The sequence below is a fragment of the Pseudomonas sp. xss_2 genome (assembly GCF_043104195.1).
GTDB lineage: Bacteria > Pseudomonadota > Gammaproteobacteria > Pseudomonadales > Pseudomonadaceae > Aquipseudomonas > Aquipseudomonas urmiensis.
The window spans coordinates 175,736-192,046 of sequence record NZ_JBICKL010000081.1 but is presented as its reverse complement, the minus strand read 5'-3'; the positions used below and the strand labels follow the sequence as shown (position 1 = coordinate 192,046).

The window sequence follows — 16,311 nt, the reverse complement described above, 5'->3', positions numbered from 1 at the left end:
AAGCCCGCTCCTACACCAGATGCGTCGCCATCTGGATCAACGCGAATCTGTAGGAGCGGTCTTGTCCCGCGATAAGGCCGGCAAGGCCCAGAGCAATAGCTGTATCACTCGCGCCCTTCAAGAATCGCTGCATAGCCCTCTTTATAACTCGGGTACTGCGGCACCCAGCCCAACGCACGCGCCCGTGCATTGCTGCAGCGCTTGCTGCCGGTGCGCCGCACGCGCTGCTCATCCGACCACTCGGTAACCCCCATATAGCCGCGCAGCCAGGCGACCACATCGGCCAGCGGCGCCGGATCGTCATCCACACCGATGTAGCAGTCGTCCAACGCAACCCCGCGCGCATCCGCCTGCAGCAGGTACGCCAGCAAGCTCGCCGCATCCTCAGCATGGATTCGATTGCCATACAGCGGCGGCTGTTCAGCGACGCGATAGCCCTGACGCACCTGGCTAAGCAGCCACTCACGACCCGGACCATAAATACCGGTCAAACGCACCAGGCTGGTCGGGATACCGCTGTGCAGCGCCAATTGCTCTGCCTCAAGCATCACCCTTCCTGAATAGCCTTCAGGCTCGGTCGCAGCGGTTTCATCGATCCACTCGCCATTCTGCTGGGCGAATACGCTGCTACTGGACACAAACAGCAGCCGCCGCGGACGCTGGCCACGCGTTTGCAACCATTCCAGAACATTGCGCAAGCCTTCGACGTAGGCTGCCTGATAGCCCGCCTCGTCATGCTGGCTGGCAGCCACGCAGTACACCAGATAGTCAGGTGACTGTTCTGGCCAGGCAGCGGGAATGCTGCTGTCGGCCAGGTCCGCAGCAACTGGCCTCACGCCTTCAGGCAACTGCTCGACCGACCGGCGCAGGCCGCTGACCTGCCAGCCACAAGCCAGTAACTGACGGGCTAGACGACCGCCTACATCCCCGCAGCCGACGATCAAAGCAGATAAATCCGACATCTCTAAACTCCATTTCTCAAAGGGTCAGGCTAGCCGGATTACGCGATCAGCGGCTAGACAAAGGTGAAAAAAAGCAACCTTATTACTTTTGTTAACAAGAATTACTTGCAATAATGGCGCCCTATCTGTTCTCGGCCTGCCTCGAGGCCGTGGTGAACGTCAACTCATTTTCTTCATCAGGTCCGGCCAGCATGACTCGTACTCAACCTTCCGCTTCGCCAACCACGTCGCGCGCATGGCGCGCCATTGCCGCGCTGATGTTCAGCCTGGTACTGGCCCCGGTCGCCATGGCCGATGAGCCTGTCGCCACGGCGGCCAGCACTCCGGCCGCCGCCGCTGCTCCTGCAGACGCCAGCGCACCTGCCGCAGGCGCAGCTGCCCAGGCCCCTGCCGATGGCGCCGCCACTCAAGCCAGCGTGGCTGATGGCCAAGCCCCAGCAGGCGAGAACGTCGAAGCGCTGGTCGAGGATACCTCGCTGGGTATGGCCCATGACCTGTCCCCTTGGGGCATGTACAAGAACGCCGACATCGTCGTGAAGATCGTCATGATCGGCCTGGCCATCGCCTCGATCATCACCTGGACCATCTGGATCGCCAAGGGCTTCGAGCTGATGGGCGCCAAGCGTCGTCTGCGCGGTGAAGTCGAAGTGCTGAAGAAGGTCGTTAGCCTCAAGGAAGCCAGCGAAGCCTCCAACAAGGAAGGCACCCTGGCCCATACCCTGGTTCACGATGCGCTGGAAGAAATGCGCCTGTCGGCCAACGCCCGCGAGAAAGAAGGCATCAAGGAGCGCGTCAGCTTCCGTCTGGAGCGCCTGGTTGCCGCCAGTGGTCGTAACATGAGCAGCGGCACTGGTGTGCTGGCTACCATCGGCTCCACCGCGCCGTTCGTCGGTCTGTTCGGTACCGTATGGGGCATCATGAACAGCTTCATCGGCATCGCCAAGACCCAGACCACCAACCTGGCGGTGGTTGCTCCCGGTATCGCCGAAGCCCTGCTGGCCACGGCCCTGGGCCTGGTCGCCGCAATCCCGGCGGTCGTCATCTACAACGTCTTCGCCCGCTCCATTGCCGGCTACAAGGCTCAGGTGTCCGATGCTTCGGCACAGGTTCTGCTGCTGGTCAGCCGTGACCTGGACCACCAAGGTGGCGAGCGCGCCGCCCCGCACATGGTGAAAGTGGGGTAAGCCATGGGCCTGCATCTCAACGAAGGTGGCGACGACCTCGCCGAAAACCACGAAATCAACGTCACGCCGTTCATCGACGTGATGTTGGTCCTGCTGATCATCTTCATGGTCGCCGCGCCCCTGGCCACCGTCGACATCAAGGTCGACCTGCCCGCCTCCACCGCCAAGCCGGCGCCGAGGCCGGAGAAACCGGTGTTCGTCAGCGTCAAGGCCGACCAGAAGCTCTACGTCGGCGACGATCAGGTTGCCCAACCCGACCAGCTTGGCCCGATGCTCGACGCCAAGACCAAGGGCGACAAGGAAACCACCATCTTCTTCCAGGCCGACAAAGGCGTGGATTATGGTGACCTGATGGAAGTGATGAACAACATGCGCGCGGCCGGCTACCTCAAAGTCGGTCTGGTAGGTCTCGAGACGGCAGCCAAAAAATGACCAAGACGCGGCACAATCTGGCGCGTTACAGCGGCAGCTTGGCGATCGTGCTGGGTCTCCATGCCGTCGCTGTGCTGCTGACGCTCAATTGGTCGGTGCCCCAAGCCATCGAGCTGCCTCCGGCAGCGATGATGGTCGAACTGGCACCGCTGCCTGAGCCAGCGCCGCCACCACCCCCGAAAGTCGCACCGCAACCACCGGCGCCGGTTGAAGAACCGCCGCTGCCGAAACTGGTAGAAGCGCCTAAACCGAAGATCGCCATCGCCAAGCCGCCCAAGCCCAAGGCCAAGCCACAGCCGCCCAAGCCTGAGAAAAAGCCTGAGCCGCCGAAAGATGAACCTCCGGTTGACCAAGAGGTTGCCGATACGCCGCCGAGCAATGCGCCACCGCAGAAATCGGCAGCGCCAGCACCGAGCATCGCGTCCAACAGCAAGGCCTTGCCGACCTGGCAAAGCGACCTGCTGCGCCACTTGGCGAAGTACAAGCGCTATCCGGAAGACGCTCGCCGTCGCGGTTTGCAGGGCATCAACCGCCTGCGCTTCGTAGTCGATGCCGAAGGCAAGGTCGTGTCCTACTCGCTGGCCGGTGGCTCTGGCAGCGCAGCCCTGGACCGGGCCACCCTGGAGATGATCCGTCGAGCCGGCACTGTGCCTAAGCCGCCGGCAGAATTGCTGAACAATGGCTCGATCGAAGTGGTAGCACCTTTCGTCTACTCGCTGGACAAACGCTGATACTTTGTTTCTGTCACAAAACGGCAAGTCTGATAACGTGCGTCTATCGATTGCACCCGCTATGCTGGGGCCGCAACTTCATGGACGCACGTTATGACCCTCACAGAACTCCGCTATATCGTCACCCTCGCCCAGGAGCAGCACTTCGGTCACGCCGCCGAGCGTTGCCATGTCAGCCAGCCGACCCTGTCCGTCGGTGTCAAGAAGCTTGAGGACGAGCTGGGCGTACTGATCTTCGAGCGCAGCAAGAGCGCGGTGCGCCTGACCCCGGTCGGCGAAAGCATCGTTGCCCAGGCGCAGAAGGTCCTGGAGCAAGCCCAAGGAATTCGCGAACTGGCCCAGGCGGGTAAGAACCAGCTGACCGCTCCGCTGAAAGTCGGTGCTATCTATACCGTTGGCCCGTACTTGTTCCCGCACCTGATTCCGCAGCTGCACCGGGTCGCCCCGCAGATGCCGCTGTACATCGAAGAGAACTTCACCCACGTCCTGCGCGAGAAGCTGCGCAACGGCGAACTGGACGCGGTGATCATCGCCCTGCCGTTCAATGAAGCCGACGTGCTGACCCTGCCGCTGTACGACGAGCCGTTCTGCGCGCTGATGCCGGCCGACCACCCGTGGACCGCGAAAAAGACCATCGACACCGCCATGCTCAATGACAAGAGCCTGCTGCTGCTGGGCGAAGGTCACTGCTTCCGCGACCAGGTCCTGGAAGCCTGCCCGACCCTGAACAAGGGTGGCGAAGGCTCCAAGCACACCACTGTGGAGTCCAGCTCGCTGGAAACCATCCGCCACATGGTCGCCTCCGGCCTGGGCATATCGATCCTGCCGTTGTCGGCGGTACACAGCCACCATTACGCGCCAGGCGTGATCGAAGTACGCCCACTGACTGCCCCGGCGCCGTTCCGCACCGTGGCGATTGCCTGGCGCGCCAGCTTCCCGCGGCCGAAAGCGATCGAGATCCTGGCTGACTCGATCCGCCTGTGCTCGGTAGCCAAGCCGGCCGCCGTGGAACAACCGGCCTGACCCATGAGCGAGCTGTCGAAGGTCCCGGTCACCGAACTCAAAGGCGTCGGCGAGGCGATGGCGGAGAAGCTCGCCAAGGTCGGCCTTGAGAACCTGCAGGATGTGCTGTTCCACTTGCCCCTGCGCTACCAGGACCGTACCCGCGTAGTTCCCATCGGCCAGCTAAGGCCTGGCCAGGATGCAGTCATCGAAGGCGTGGTCAGCGGCACCGATGTGACCATGGGCAAGCGCCGCAGCCTGGTGGTGCGCCTGGGTGACGGCACGGGCGTGCTGAGCCTGCGCTTCTACCACTTCAGCAACGCCCAGAAAGAAGGCCTCAAGCGCGGCACGCACCTGCGCTGCTACGGCGAGGCCCGTCCGGGCGCTTCGGGCCTGGAGATCTATCACCCGGAATATCGCGCGCTCAATGGCAGCGAGCCGGCGCCGCCGGTAGAGCAGACCTTGACGCCGATCTACCCGACCACCGAGGGTCTGACCCAGCAACGCCTGCGCCAGCTCTGCCAGCAGAGCCTGACCCTGCTCGGCCCTCGTAGCCTGCCCGACTGGCTGCCGCATGAACTGGCCAACGACTATCACCTGGCACCGCTGGATGATGCCATTCGCTACCTGCACAACCCGCCCGCCGACGCCGACCTCGAAGAGCTCGCCCTGGGCCATCATTGGGCCCAACACCGGCTGGCCTTCGAAGAACTGCTGACCCATCAGCTGTCTCAGCAGCGCCTGCGCGAAAGCCTGCGCGCGTTACGTGCACCGGTCTTGCCCAAGCCCAGCCGCCTGCCCGCGCAGTACCTGGCCAACCTCGGCTTCGCCCCCACCGGAGCCCAGCAACGGGTCGGCAACGAGATCGCCTACGACCTCAGCCAGGGTGAGCCGATGATGCGCCTGGTTCAGGGCGATGTCGGTGCCGGCAAGACGGTGGTTGCCGCCCTTGCCGCCTTGCAGGCCTTGGAAGCCGGGTATCAGGTGGCCCTGATGGCACCGACCGAGATCCTCGCCGAACAGCATTTCATCACCTTCAAGCGCTGGCTGGAGCCGCTGGGCATCGAAGTTGCCTGGCTGGCAGGCAAGCTCAAGGGCAAGGCCCGCGCCAGCGCCCTGGAGCAGATTGCCGGTGGCGCACCGATGGTGGTCGGCACCCATGCGCTGTTCCAGGACGAGGTTCAGTTCAAGCACCTGGCCCTGGCGATCATCGACGAACAGCACCGCTTCGGCGTCCAGCAGCGCCTGGCCCTGCGCAAGAAAGGCGTCGCCGGCGAGCTCTGCCCGCACCAGCTGATCATGACCGCCACACCGATCCCGCGAACCCTGGCGATGAGCGCCTACGCCGACCTGGACACCTCGATCCTCGACGAGCTGCCGCCCGGTCGAACGCCGGTCAATACCGTGCTGGTCGCCGACAGCCGCCGCTTCGAAGTGGTTGAGCGGGTCCGCGCCGCCTGCGCTGAAGGCCGACAGGCATACTGGGTGTGCACGCTGATCGAAGAATCCGAAGAGCTCACCTGCCAAGCGGCTGAGAGCACCTACGAAGACCTCGGCAGCGCCTTGGGCGAGCTGCGCGTAGGGCTGATCCACGGCCGTATGAAGCCTGCCGAGAAAGCCGCTGTGATGGCCGAGTTCAAGGCCGGCAACTTGCAGTTGCTGGTGGCGACCACGGTGATCGAGGTGGGCGTGGATGTCCCTAACGCCAGCCTGATGATCATCGAGAACCCTGAACGGCTGGGCCTGGCCCAGCTGCACCAGCTGCGCGGACGGGTCGGCCGAGGCAGTGCGGCCAGCCACTGCGTATTGCTCTATCACCCGCCCCTGTCGCAGATCGGCCGCGAACGTCTGGGCATCATGCGGGAAACCAACGACGGCTTCATCATCGCCGAAAAGGACTTGGAACTGCGCGGCCCCGGCGAGATGCTCGGAACCCGCCAGACCGGCCTGCTACAGTTCAAGGTCGCCGACCTGATGCGCGATGCCGACCTGCTGCCGTCGGTGCGCGACGCCGCCCAGGCGCTGTTGGCGCGCTGGCCGGATCATGTCAGCCCGCTGCTCGACCGTTGGTTGCGCCACGGCCAGCAATATGGCCAGGTGTGACGCAGCTCTCGGAATGGATCCAGTCTGTCGGTCAGGCTGGTTATACTTTGCGTTTAAAGAATTTCTTGGATACAGACCATGACTGAAGTTGCCCTGGACACCGCAACCCTACACGCACCGTCTGTCATCCGGCTGTTGCTCGAAAAACTCGGCGTAGCCTACCGCGAAGTGCCTGAGCACCCGTCGTTGCCCGCCGCCTCACGCGTTCAGGCGGTATTGCTCGACGATGAGATCGGCGCCTTGATGGTGCTGTTCCCGCAGAGCCAGCTGCTGGACCTGAATCGCCTGACCGAGCTGACTGGCCGCAAACTCACCGCCGTTCCGGTTGAGCGGCTCAAGCACATGCTCGACAAGCATCAGCTCAAGACCCTGCCAGCCATCCCGGCATTGACCAGTTCGCCATGCCAGTACGAAAAGAGCCTGCTGGATGCCGAAACCGTGCGGATTCACTCCGGGGAAGCGGGCCTGTTGCTGGAGATCGAACAAAAAGACTTCAAGAGGTTACTCGCCAAAGCCAGCGCCAGCAGCTTTGGCCAGGAGCTCAAAGACATTCGGCCAAACCTCGATCGCCCGGACGATGACCGCCATGAGATCACCCAGGCTGTGGAGAACTTCACCGCCCGGCGGATCCAGAAACGTCTCGAAGAGACCATCGAGATCCCTCCGCTGGCCGACACCGCACAGAAGATCATCAAGCTGCGCGTCGACCCCAATGCCAGCATCGATGACATCACCGGCGTGGTCGAGACCGATCCAGCCCTGGCCGCCCAGGTCGTCAGCTGGGCGGCATCGCCCTACTACGCCTCGCCTGGCAAGATCCGCTCGGTGGAAGACGCCATCGTGCGCGTGTTGGGCTTTGACCTGGTGATCAACCTTGCCCTGGGCCTGGCCCTGGGCAAGACCTTGAGCCTGCCGAAAGACCATCCGCAACAGGCAACCCCGTACTGGCAGCAGTCGATCTACACCGCTGCCGTCATCGAGGGCCTGACCCGCGCCATGCCCCGCGCCGAGCGCCCCGAAAGCGGCCTGACCTACCTGGCCGGCCTGCTACACAACTTTGGCTACCTGCTGCTGGCGCATGTATTCCCGCCGCACTTCTCGCTGATCTGCCGCCATCTGGAGGTCAATCCGCACCTGTGCCATACCTACGTCGAGCAGCATCTGCTGGGCATCAGCCGTGAGCAGATCGGCGCCTGGTTGATGAAGCTGTGGGATATGCCAGATGAGCTGCGCACCGCCCTGCGTTTCCAGCACGACCCATTCTACGATGGCGAGTTGTCGGCCTATCCGAATCTGGTTTGCCTGGCTACGCGCCTGCTGCGCTCGCGCGGGATTGGCTCGGGGCCGCAGGAGGAGATTCCGGATGCGCTGTTCGAGCGTCTGGGGCTGAGCCGGGACAAGGCTGAAGATGTGGTCAGCAAGGTGCTGGAGGCAGAGGCGCTGTTGCGCGAATTGGCTTCGCAGTTCCAGACGCCGCACTGAGTTGATAATTGGGGCCGCTTGGACGGCCCATACTCTCAGGCCTTGTTCTTTTTCGGCTTCAGGTACTTCATCAAGCCCTGGAACCAGATCACCAGCGCCGGGTTGCCCTTGATCTGGATGCTCTTGTCCTGAATGCCCTGCATGAACGCCAATTGCTTATTGCTCGCCTGCAGGGTGGCAAAGCCATACGCGGCGTCTTTGAAGGCAATGGCAAACGCCGGCTGCGGGTGCTGGCCGCCCTTGCTGCTGATCCGCTCGTTACTGACCAGGAAATGCCGAGCGACCTTGCCATCGAGCGTCTGCATCTGGAACACCAGCTCCTTGTCGCGCAATTGCTGCTGGAACGCCGGGTTATTGCGACTGGCCCGAGCCATCAGCAGCCCCATGGCCCAGAGAAGAAAACGAAACTTCATCAACGCGCCTCGATTGAAAAATGACTGAGTCGCGCAGTTTATCCTTATCCCGACCTGTTTATGCAAGTTCGCCACAGTTACCGTGTGTAAAGCACAACGGGCGCCACATGGGCGCCCGTTCGGATCACAGTTGAAGCATTAACCAGTGATTACTTTTTCTTTGCGGATTTGGCCGCAGCAGCAGGCGGATTGACGCTGTCTTTCAGGTTCTTGCCGGGTTTGAAGGCAACAGTGTTGCTGGCTTTGATCTTGACCGGCTGACCGGTCTGCGGGTTCTTGCCGGTGCGGGCACCACGATGACGCTTCTCGAAAGTGCCAAAGCCGACCAAGGTGACGGTGTCCTTGTCGAGGGCACCCGTGATGCTGTCTAGGATCGCATTCAGCACCTGATTGGCCTTTTCCTTGGTCAAATCGGTCTTTTCTGCGATGACGGCGGCGAGTTCTGGTTTACGCATAGTGAAGCCTCTTGGACGGGAATTCTTGTTGTTATTGCCGTGCTGCTTGGCAAAGCAGCGCTCAAGGCGCCGCAGGCTCTAAACTGCGGCAGACGCGACTGAGAATGGCACGCCGATAGGGACCGCGCCAGTGTCTGGGCGGCCAATGTGCCTTCAACAACAAGGTAAACCCGACAGAACGCCCGCCGTTTACGCCATGAGTGGCGGTAACTGCCGATTTAGCGCCAGCTTTTCCATCACGGCCGTGCCGGTCAAGGCGTAGCCCAAGAGGTTGCCCTGCGCATCGCGGCACAGCACTTTGAGATCAGCGCCCTGCCCTTCGACCTGCCAGTTACCCTCACGGCCTTGTGGTGGTGGCGAGACTACCAACGGGCAAACCGGGGTCTTCACGGTGACCGGCATTGGCCCATAGGCGACTGCCGTAGGTTTGCCGGACAGGGTTTGCGCTAGAGCACGCGCACAGGTCATCAATGGCATCACGTACAACAGGTTGATCCCCGCGACTTCGGCGCAGTCTCCCAAGGCGAAGATGTTGGCGTGTGAAGTGCGCAGCTCGCGATCCACCACCACCCCGCGATTGACCTGCAACCCGGCAGCGGCGGCCAGGTCGGTGCGTGGACGCAGGCCGATGGCCGAGACCACCAGATCGCAAGCAATTACACCGCCGTCCGACAGGTGCGCCTCCAGGCCATCAGCCACACGCTGCAAACGAGTCAATACCGGGCCCAAGTGCAAACGCACACCCAAGCGCTCAAGGCCAGCCTGGACCGCGCCAGCGGCCGCCGGGTGCAGCAAGGTCGGCATCACCTGCTCGCAGGGTGCGACCAGGTCGACCTGAAATCCGCCCAGGCTCATGTCATTGGCGAACTCGCAGCCGATCAGGCCAGCGCCCAGGATCAGCACCCGACGCTTGCCTGCGGCCGCGGCGCGAAAGCGCGCATAGTCCTCCAGGTCGTTGATCGGGAACACCCACTCGCCAGCATCGCCTTCGATCGGCACCTGTACGGTCTGCGCGCCCCAGGCCAGGATCAGGTCGCGGTACTCGACCGCTTCCTCACCGATCCACAAACGCTTGTGGCCAGGGTCGATGCCGCTGATGCGGGTGTGGGTGCGGATCTCGGCCTTGAGCTGCTCGGCCATGGCGCCAGGTTCGGCCATGACCAGGCCCTCGGCGTCCTTGTCCTTGGCAAAGCCGGTGGACAACATCGGCTTGGAGTAAGAACGACCGTCGTCGGCAGTGATCAGCAACAGCGGCGTTTCGCCATCGAGCTTGCGAAACTCCCGGGCCAGGTTGTAGCCCGCAAGGCCGGTACCAATGATCACCACAGGGGACGTCATGTCGTGCTTCCTCGTTCGTTGAATAGGGTTGCGATCAGCCGATGGCGATCATTTCGAAGTCCATCTTGCCCACGCCGCAGTCTGGGCACAGCCAATCTTCGGGTACATCTTCCCAGCGCGTGCCTGGAGCGATGCCGTCATCCGGCCAACCTTCGGCTTCGTCGTAGATCAGGCCACAGACAATACATTGCCACTTCTTCATCAATACCTCCTCGTCAGGCTCAGGCTTGGCGCCGCCGCTTTGTAGGGCCATCGCGGGGCAAGCCCGCTGCCACGTTGTCCCGAACCACAAGGCAAGCGTGTAGCAGGCTTGCCCGCGACTGCAGATTCTTGGCGTGCGCGGCAGCCAGGGGGCTTTGTACTGGCCCTGCCAGCAGTATGCAAGCAGCACGGGCAAACATGCTAAGCTCGCCGCCTCTCTGGCTGTAACAAGCATACCGACGTGTCGTACGAATCCTCGCAAGCAGCCGCTGTCGCGTGGCTGGCGTATTCACAGCTGGCTGCCGACATCGACCAGCCTACCCTCGACTGGCTCTTCGACGAGGGTTCTCTGACCCGCCGTCTGACCGCCCTGTCCCACGATCACTTCTGCGTCACCCCACTGTTCGAGGGCTGGCAGCCCCTGCGTGACGATGAATGCCAGGCCCTGAACCTTGAGCCAGGCGCGCAAGGCTGGGTGCGCGAGGTGTACCTGCGCGGCCACGGCCAGCCGTGGGTATTCGCCCGCAGCGTGGCCGCACGCAGCGCCTTGGAGCGTGGTGGCCTGGATCTGGAAACGCTCGGCAGTCGCTCGCTCGGCGAGCTGCTGTTCTGCGACCAGGCGTTCGTGCGCCACCCCCTGCAAGTGTGTACTTATCCACAGGCCTGGCTGCCGCCTGAAACTGCCGAGAACGGCCTGTGGGGCCGGCGCTCGCGCTTTGAGCGCGATGGCCTCGACCTGCTGGTGGCCGAAGTGTTCCTACCGGCGCTGTGGCAAGCGGACAAGGAGGACAACCGCTGATGTACCTGCAACTGCTCAAGTCGCTCAACCGCCTGCACCCACGCGCCTGGGACTTCGTCCAACTGAGCCGCATGGACCGCCCCATTGGCATCTACCTGCTGTTATGGCCGACCCTGGCTGCGGTGTGGATCGCCGGCAATGGCTCGCCTAGCGTTGCCAACGTACTGATCTTCGGCCTTGGCGTGGTCCTGATGCGCGCGGCGGGTTGCTGCATCAATGATTTTGCCGATCGCAAGGTCGATGGCCACGTCAAACGCACCGCCGACCGCCCCCTTGCCAGCGGCCGAGTGAAATCGCGAGAGGCGCTGGTGCTGTTCGCGATCCTGGTGGGGGTGAGCTTCCTGCTGGTGCTGTGCACCAATGCGCGCACGGTGTGGCTGTCGTTCGGCGCGGTGGCCTTGGCGTTCTGCTACCCGTTCATGAAGCGCTATACCTATTACCCGCAGGTGGTGCTGGGCGCGGCGTACTCCTGGGGTATCCCGATGGCCTTCACCGCAGCGGGCGGCGAGCTGCCGGCCAGCGCCTGGCTGTTGTACATCGCCAACCTGCTGTGGACGGTGGGTTACGACACCTATTACGCGATGGTCGATCGTGATGACGACCTCAAGATCGGCGTGAAATCCACCGCCATCCTGTTTGGCGAAGCGGACCGGGCGATCATCCTGACCTTGCAGATGCTGTCGCTGGGCTGCTTGCTGTTGGCGGGTAACCAGTTCGAGCTGGGCGGTTGGTTCCACCTGGGGCTGCTAGGTGCGGCGTTGTGCTTTGCCTGGGAGTTCTGGTCAACGCGCAAGCTCGATCGCGACTCGTGCTTCAAGGCGTTCCTGCACAATCACTGGGCGGGGTTGCTGGTGTTCATTGGGGTGCTGCTGGATTACGCGTTGCGCTGAATCCACAGTCCGCGTCTAGGCGTAATGCGTGGGAGCGGGCTTGCCCCGCGATGACGACGCCGGGTTCACCGCCGTTATCGGGCAAGCCCGCTCCCACGCAGCTAAATCGCCAGAAAACGCGCTTCAGGGTTTGGCAACGTGCCAAACGTCCTTCATGCCATCACCCGTGGTCTCCCCTGCCTTCTTGTCCTTGACGAAGGTATACAGCGGCTTGCCGTCATAGGCCCACTGCATGCTGCCATCGTCGCGGGTGACGTGGGTCCACTTGCCTTTGGCCGCTTCATCATCCGGCTTGACCATCAACGGCGGCCAGTTCTTGGCACAATCGCCGTTGCACATGGACTTGCCGCCGGCATCCTTGTCGAACGTGTACAGCGTCATGCCGTCATGGTCGACCCACATGCCATCTTTCTCCATGGCATGGTGGGCAGATGCCACGCCCGGCAGTGCCAGCACAGCGAAAAGGGCCATCCAGTTCAGCGTTTTTCGTGTCATTGGATTTCACCGTTTTTGTTCGGGTGTGGGATTTAAAGCCTAGCTCAGTCATCAATACTTGCCGCAACGGCCCACGACATGTCACACGACTGCAATAATTCCGTTATCTAATGCGGGCCAAGACACCGTATCCAGGAGAGGTTTTGAGCATGGTTGGCAGGAACATTCTGATCGTCGACGACGAGGCACCGATTCGCGAGATGATCGCCGTTGCGTTGGAAATGGCCGGCTACGACTGCCTGGAAGCGGAGAATTCGCAACAGGCCCACGCCATCATCGTCGACCGCAAGCCAGACCTGATCCTGCTCGACTGGATGCTCCCGGGCACCTCCGGCATCGAGCTGGCCCGCCGCCTCAAGCGCGACGAGCTGACGGGCGACATCCCGATCATCATGCTGACCGCCAAGGGTGAAGAGGACAACAAGATCCAGGGCCTGGAAGTCGGCGCCGACGACTACATCACCAAGCCCTTCTCGCCGCGCGAGCTGGTGGCCCGGCTCAAGGCCGTGCTGCGTCGTACCGGCCCCAGCGACAGCGAAGCGCCAATCGAAGTCGGTGGCCTGCTGCTCGACCCGATCAGCCACCGCGTGACCATCGATGGCAAGCCGGCCGAGATGGGCCCCACCGAATACCGCCTGCTGCAGTTCTTCATGACCCACCAGGAGCGCGCCTATACCCGTGGCCAGTTGCTCGACCAGGTCTGGGGCGGCAACGTCTATGTCGAGGAGCGCACCGTCGACGTGCACATCCGTCGCCTGCGCAAAGCGCTGGGTGAGGCCTACGAAAATCTGGTACAAACCGTCCGGGGCACCGGCTATCGCTTCTCGACCAAGAGCTGATCGAAGCCCGAGCGCCTAGCTGCACGCTGCTGTACAAGGACCGTCAATTGAACCAGAACTGGCACGCGACCCTGATTCGTCACCTGCTGCTGTTGATCACCGTCTGCCTGATCGGCGGGTTGATCAGCGGCTATTACGGCTGGAGCCTGGCCCTTGGCCTGGCGCTCTACCTGGGTTGGACCCTCAAGCAGTTGCTGCGCCTGCACGACTGGCTGCGCAACCATCAACCCGACGAAGCACCACCCGACGGCTACGGCTTGTGGGGTGAAGTGTTCGACAGCATCTATCACCTGCAACGGCGCGACCAACGTGTGCGCGGTCGGCTGCAGGCCGTGATCGACCGGGTCCAGGAGTCCACCGCCGCGCTGCGCGATGCGGTGATCATGCTCGACAGCGATGGCAACCTGGAGTGGTGGAACCGCGCCGCCGAGACCCTGCTGGGCTTCAAGACCCCGCAGGACGGCGGCCAGCAGGTGACCAACCTGGTCCGTCACCCGCGCTTCAAGGAATACTTCGAAGCGGAGAACTACCTCGAACCGCTGGAAATCCCCTCGCCGATCAACGACCGCATGCGGGTCCAGCTGCATATCACCCGGTATGGCAACAACGAGCATCTGATGCTGGTGCGCGATGTCACGCGCATCCATCAGCTCGAACAGATGCGCAAAGACTTCGTCGCCAACGTCTCCCATGAGTTGCGCACGCCACTGACGGTGATCACCGGCTACCTGGAGACGCTGCTGGACAACGTCGAAGACGTCAACCCGCGTTGGAGCCGGGCGCTGCAGCAGATGAGCCAGCAAGGCTCACGCATGCAGACCCTGCTCAACGACCTGCTGCTGTTGGCCAAGCTCGAAGCCACCGACTACCCCTCGGACAACCAGCCAGTGGCGGTGGATGCCCTGCTCAACGCGATCAAGAGCGATGCACAGGCATTGTCCGGGCCGCGTAACCAGCGGATCAGCCTGGAGGCGGCGCCCGGGGTTCATCTCAAGGGCAGCGAGTCGGAGCTGCGTAGCGCGTTTTCCAACCTGGTGTTCAATGCGGTCAAGTACACCCAGGATGAAGGCCACATCCGTATTCGCTGGTGGGCGGACGAGCAAGGCGCGCATCTGTCGGTACAAGACTCGGGGATGGGCATCGATGCCAAGCATTTGCCGCGCCTGACCGAGCGTTTCTACCGGGTCGACTCGAGCCGCAACTCCAACACTGGCGGCACCGGGCTGGGCTTGGCGATCGTCAAGCATGTGCTGTTGCGCCATCGTGGCCGGTTGGAGATCAGCAGTGTACTGGGGCATGGCAGTACCTTCACCTGCCACTTTGCGCCGGGACAGCTGGTGTCCAACAAAGCATAAGCGCCAAGCATCGCTGGGGCCGCTACGCGGTCCATCCCAGCGCTTCGGCGCCCCGACCAGCCAGCTCCACCGCAGCATACCCTTTGCTTTTGCGGCCTCAGCCGCTACATTGGCTGTCCTGTGCCAGCCTCTGCTGGCACTTGTTTTTCATCCTTTTTGAAGACGGACCCCGTAAAACCCCATCATGGACCCTTCCCCTGGTATCAGCTTCACCTCTCTGTTTGCCGACTTCGGCATGATTCTTTTTGCGCTGTTCCTGGTCTTGCTCAACGGCTTTTTCGTTGCCGCCGAGTTCGCCATGGTCAAGCTGCGCTCCACCCGCGTCGAGTCGATCGCCGAACTGCATGGCTGGCGTGGCAGCATCCTGCGCAAGGTGCACAACCAACTGGACGCCTACCTGTCGGCCTGCCAGCTGGGTATCACCCTGGCCTCGCTGGGCTTGGGCTGGGTCGGTGAACCTGCGTTCGCCCACTTGCTCGAACCGCTGTTGGCCTACCTTGGCGTCGATACGCCAGAGTTGATCAAGGGCATCTCGTTCTTCGTCGCCTTCTTCGTCATCTCCTACCTGCATATCGTGGTCGGCGAGCTGGCGCCCAAGTCGTGGGCGATCCGCAAACCCGAGCTGCTGTCGCTGTGGACGGCAGTGCCGCTGTACGTGTTCTACTGGGCGATGTACCCGGCCATCTACCTGCTCAACGCCAGCGCCAACACCATCTTGCGCATTGCTGGCCAGGGCGAGCCTGGGCCGCACCATGAGCATCACTACAGCCGCGAAGAGCTCAAGCTGATCCTGCACTCCAGCCGCGGCCAGGACCCTAGCGACCAAGGCATGCGCGTGCTGGCCTCGGCCGTGGAGATGGGCGAGCTGGAAGTGGTCGACTGGGCCAACTCCCGCGAAGACATGATCAGCCTCGATGCCAAGGCGCCGCTGAAGGAAATCCTGGCGATGTTCCGCCGGCACAAGTTCAGCCGTTACCCGGTGTACGACGCCGAGCGTGAGGAGTTCACCGGCCTCTTGCACATCAAGGACCTGTTGCTGGAGCTGGCCGACCTGGACCACATCCCCGGCACCATCGACCTGGAAGACTTGTGCCGGCCGCTGGAGCGTGTGTCCCGCCACATGCCGCTGTCGCAGCTGCTGGAGCAGTTCCGCAAGGGCGGTGCACACTTCGTGCTGGTCGAGGAAGCCGATGGCAAGGTGATCGGTTACCTGACCATGGAGGACGTACTGGAAGTGCTGGTTGGCGACATTCAGGACGAGCACCGCAAGACCGAGCGCGGCATCCTCGCTTACCAGCCAGGCAAATTGCTGGTGCGTGGTGATACACCGCTGTTCAAGGTCGAGCGTTTGCTCGGCGTGGACCTTGACCACATCGAGGCGGAGACCCTGGCAGGCTTGGTGTACGAGACGCTCAAGCGGGTGCCTGAGGAAGAAGAACTGCTCGAGGTCGAAGGGCTGCGGATCATCATCAAGAAGATGAAAGGGCCGAAGATCGTGCTGGCCAAGGTGCTCAAGCTCGACTGACCCGTTGGGGCCGCTTTTTTGCGGCCCATCGCAGCGGTTCGGCGCCCCGACAAGCCAGCTCCTACAGGCAGCCCAGATACCTCGCTGCCTTGCACCAAATGGGGC

The 16,311-nt window shown here is 62.6% G+C and carries 17 protein-coding genes; 11 read left to right on the top strand and 6 right to left on the bottom strand.

Annotated elements, in window-relative coordinates; all coding sequences use genetic code 11:
- Window positions 1–104 precede the first annotated feature (104 nt).
- On the bottom strand, window positions 105–962 hold the full coding sequence (locus ACF8K2_RS21285; protein ID WP_392467449.1) for an SDR family oxidoreductase: 858 nt from the start codon (window positions 960–962) through the stop codon (window positions 105–107).
- Between the two features lie 191 nt (window positions 963–1,153).
- Here ACF8K2_RS21285 and exbB point away from each other — a divergent pair, with 191 nt between their 5' ends.
- From exbB to ACF8K2_RS21255, 6 genes are all read left to right on the top strand, one after another.
- Entirely contained in the window at window positions 1,154–2,146 is a 993-nt protein-coding gene (gene exbB / locus ACF8K2_RS21280) for a tonB-system energizer ExbB (RefSeq protein WP_392467447.1), read from the top strand.
- Window positions 2,147–2,149: 3 nt separating this feature from the next.
- Window positions 2,150–2,578, top strand: a complete 429-nt coding sequence (exbD, locus tag ACF8K2_RS21275; protein ID WP_186553034.1) for a TonB system transport protein ExbD — start codon at window positions 2,150–2,152, stop codon at window positions 2,576–2,578.
- Entirely contained in the window at window positions 2,575–3,309 is a 735-nt protein-coding gene (locus ACF8K2_RS21270; RefSeq protein WP_264234019.1) for an energy transducer TonB, read from the top strand. The genes exbD and ACF8K2_RS21270 overlap by 4 nt, the downstream gene beginning before the upstream one ends.
- A gap of 93 nt (window positions 3,310–3,402) precedes the next feature.
- Window positions 3,403–4,332, top strand: coding sequence for a hydrogen peroxide-inducible genes activator (locus ACF8K2_RS21265; protein ID WP_186553036.1), 930 nt, complete (start codon window positions 3,403–3,405; stop codon window positions 4,330–4,332).
- A gap of 3 nt (window positions 4,333–4,335) precedes the next feature.
- Window positions 4,336–6,414, top strand: a complete 2,079-nt coding sequence (gene recG / locus ACF8K2_RS21260) for an ATP-dependent DNA helicase RecG (protein WP_312152101.1) — start codon at window positions 4,336–4,338, stop codon at window positions 6,412–6,414.
- A 78-nt stretch (window positions 6,415–6,492) separates the two neighbouring features.
- Entirely contained in the window at window positions 6,493–7,896 is a 1,404-nt protein-coding gene (locus tag ACF8K2_RS21255) for an aminoacyl-tRNA deacylase and HDOD domain-containing protein (protein ID WP_186553038.1), read from the top strand.
- Between the two features lie 35 nt (window positions 7,897–7,931).
- On the opposite strand, the gene ACF8K2_RS21250 is transcribed toward ACF8K2_RS21255, so the two are convergent.
- The 4 genes from ACF8K2_RS21250 to ACF8K2_RS21235 form a co-directional block, all read right to left on the bottom strand.
- On the bottom strand, window positions 7,932–8,309 hold the full coding sequence (locus ACF8K2_RS21250) for a helicase (RefSeq protein ID WP_186553039.1): 378 nt from the start codon (window positions 8,307–8,309) through the stop codon (window positions 7,932–7,934).
- A 149-nt stretch (window positions 8,310–8,458) separates the two neighbouring features.
- Complete coding sequence (locus tag ACF8K2_RS21245; protein WP_186553040.1) at window positions 8,459–8,764, bottom strand: HU family DNA-binding protein; 306 nt, start codon at window positions 8,762–8,764, stop codon at window positions 8,459–8,461.
- 189 nt (window positions 8,765–8,953) lie between these two features.
- The gene (locus tag ACF8K2_RS21240) at window positions 8,954–10,102 is read right to left on the bottom strand and encodes an NAD(P)/FAD-dependent oxidoreductase (RefSeq protein ID WP_186553041.1); all 1,149 of its coding nucleotides are present in this window, start codon (window positions 10,100–10,102) and stop codon (window positions 8,954–8,956) included.
- A gap of 34 nt (window positions 10,103–10,136) precedes the next feature.
- Window positions 10,137–10,304 carry a rubredoxin gene (locus tag ACF8K2_RS21235; protein WP_186553042.1) on the bottom strand — a complete coding sequence of 56 codons (168 nt, stop codon included), beginning with the start codon at window positions 10,302–10,304 and terminating at the stop codon, window positions 10,137–10,139.
- Between the two features lie 240 nt (window positions 10,305–10,544).
- On the opposite strand from ACF8K2_RS21235, the gene ACF8K2_RS21230 reads away from it, so the two are divergent.
- Both ACF8K2_RS21230 and ubiA read left to right on the top strand, forming a co-directional pair.
- Window positions 10,545–11,102: a chorismate lyase gene (locus ACF8K2_RS21230; protein WP_186553043.1), complete on the top strand. Its 558-nt coding sequence runs from the start codon at window positions 10,545–10,547 to the stop codon at window positions 11,100–11,102.
- Window positions 11,102–11,992, top strand: coding sequence for a 4-hydroxybenzoate octaprenyltransferase (gene ubiA, locus ACF8K2_RS21225; RefSeq protein WP_392467442.1), 891 nt, complete (start codon window positions 11,102–11,104; stop codon window positions 11,990–11,992). The genes ACF8K2_RS21230 and ubiA overlap by 1 nt, the downstream gene beginning before the upstream one ends.
- A gap of 123 nt (window positions 11,993–12,115) precedes the next feature.
- On the opposite strand, the gene ACF8K2_RS21220 is transcribed toward ubiA, so the two are convergent.
- A complete protein-coding gene (locus ACF8K2_RS21220) occupies window positions 12,116–12,487 on the bottom strand; it encodes a hypothetical protein (RefSeq protein WP_392467440.1) in 372 nt (123 codons plus the stop codon).
- Between the two features lie 149 nt (window positions 12,488–12,636).
- Here ACF8K2_RS21220 and phoB point away from each other — a divergent pair, with 149 nt between their 5' ends.
- From phoB to ACF8K2_RS21205, 3 genes are all read left to right on the top strand, one after another.
- Window positions 12,637–13,326 (top strand): phosphate regulon transcriptional regulator PhoB, encoded by a 690-nt coding sequence (gene phoB / locus ACF8K2_RS21215; protein WP_003253341.1) that lies wholly within the window; start codon window positions 12,637–12,639, stop codon window positions 13,324–13,326.
- Between the two features lie 47 nt (window positions 13,327–13,373).
- Complete coding sequence (phoR, locus tag ACF8K2_RS21210; protein WP_186553046.1) at window positions 13,374–14,681, top strand: phosphate regulon sensor histidine kinase PhoR; 1,308 nt, start codon at window positions 13,374–13,376, stop codon at window positions 14,679–14,681.
- A gap of 184 nt (window positions 14,682–14,865) precedes the next feature.
- Entirely contained in the window at window positions 14,866–16,206 is a 1,341-nt protein-coding gene (locus ACF8K2_RS21205) for a hemolysin family protein (protein WP_186553047.1), read from the top strand.
- The last annotated feature ends 105 nt before the right edge of the window (window positions 16,207–16,311 follow it).

What these genes read in the sequence shown, in the direction of transcription:
- exbD (WP_186553034.1), top strand. Translation starts at nt 2,150, where the DNA reads ATGGGCCTGCATCTCAACGAAGGTGGCGACGACCTCGCCGAAAACCAC.
- ACF8K2_RS21250 (WP_186553039.1), bottom strand. Translation starts at nt 8,309, where the DNA reads ATGAAGTTTCGTTTTCTTCTCTGGGCCATGGGGCTGCTGATGGCTCGG.
- exbB (WP_392467447.1), top strand. Translation starts at nt 1,154, where the DNA reads ATGACTCGTACTCAACCTTCCGCTTCGCCAACCACGTCGCGCGCATGG.
- ACF8K2_RS21205 (WP_186553047.1), top strand. Translation starts at nt 14,866, where the DNA reads ATGGACCCTTCCCCTGGTATCAGCTTCACCTCTCTGTTTGCCGACTTC.
- ACF8K2_RS21285 (WP_392467449.1), bottom strand. Translation starts at nt 962, where the DNA reads ATGTCGGATTTATCTGCTTTGATCGTCGGCTGCGGGGATGTAGGCGGT.
- ACF8K2_RS21220 (WP_392467440.1), bottom strand. Translation starts at nt 12,487, where the DNA reads ATGACACGAAAAACGCTGAACTGGATGGCCCTTTTCGCTGTGCTGGCA.
- recG (WP_312152101.1), top strand. Translation starts at nt 4,336, where the DNA reads ATGAGCGAGCTGTCGAAGGTCCCGGTCACCGAACTCAAAGGCGTCGGC.
- ACF8K2_RS21255 (WP_186553038.1), top strand. Translation starts at nt 6,493, where the DNA reads ATGACTGAAGTTGCCCTGGACACCGCAACCCTACACGCACCGTCTGTC.
- phoB (WP_003253341.1), top strand. Translation starts at nt 12,637, where the DNA reads ATGGTTGGCAGGAACATTCTGATCGTCGACGACGAGGCACCGATTCGC.
- ACF8K2_RS21265 (WP_186553036.1), top strand. Translation starts at nt 3,403, where the DNA reads ATGACCCTCACAGAACTCCGCTATATCGTCACCCTCGCCCAGGAGCAG.
- ACF8K2_RS21270 (WP_264234019.1), top strand. Translation starts at nt 2,575, where the DNA reads ATGACCAAGACGCGGCACAATCTGGCGCGTTACAGCGGCAGCTTGGCG.
- ubiA (WP_392467442.1), top strand. Translation starts at nt 11,102, where the DNA reads ATGTACCTGCAACTGCTCAAGTCGCTCAACCGCCTGCACCCACGCGCC.
- ACF8K2_RS21240 (WP_186553041.1), bottom strand. Translation starts at nt 10,102, where the DNA reads ATGACGTCCCCTGTGGTGATCATTGGTACCGGCCTTGCGGGCTACAAC.
- ACF8K2_RS21235 (WP_186553042.1), bottom strand. Translation starts at nt 10,304, where the DNA reads ATGAAGAAGTGGCAATGTATTGTCTGTGGCCTGATCTACGACGAAGCC.
- ACF8K2_RS21245 (WP_186553040.1), bottom strand. Translation starts at nt 8,764, where the DNA reads ATGCGTAAACCAGAACTCGCCGCCGTCATCGCAGAAAAGACCGATTTG.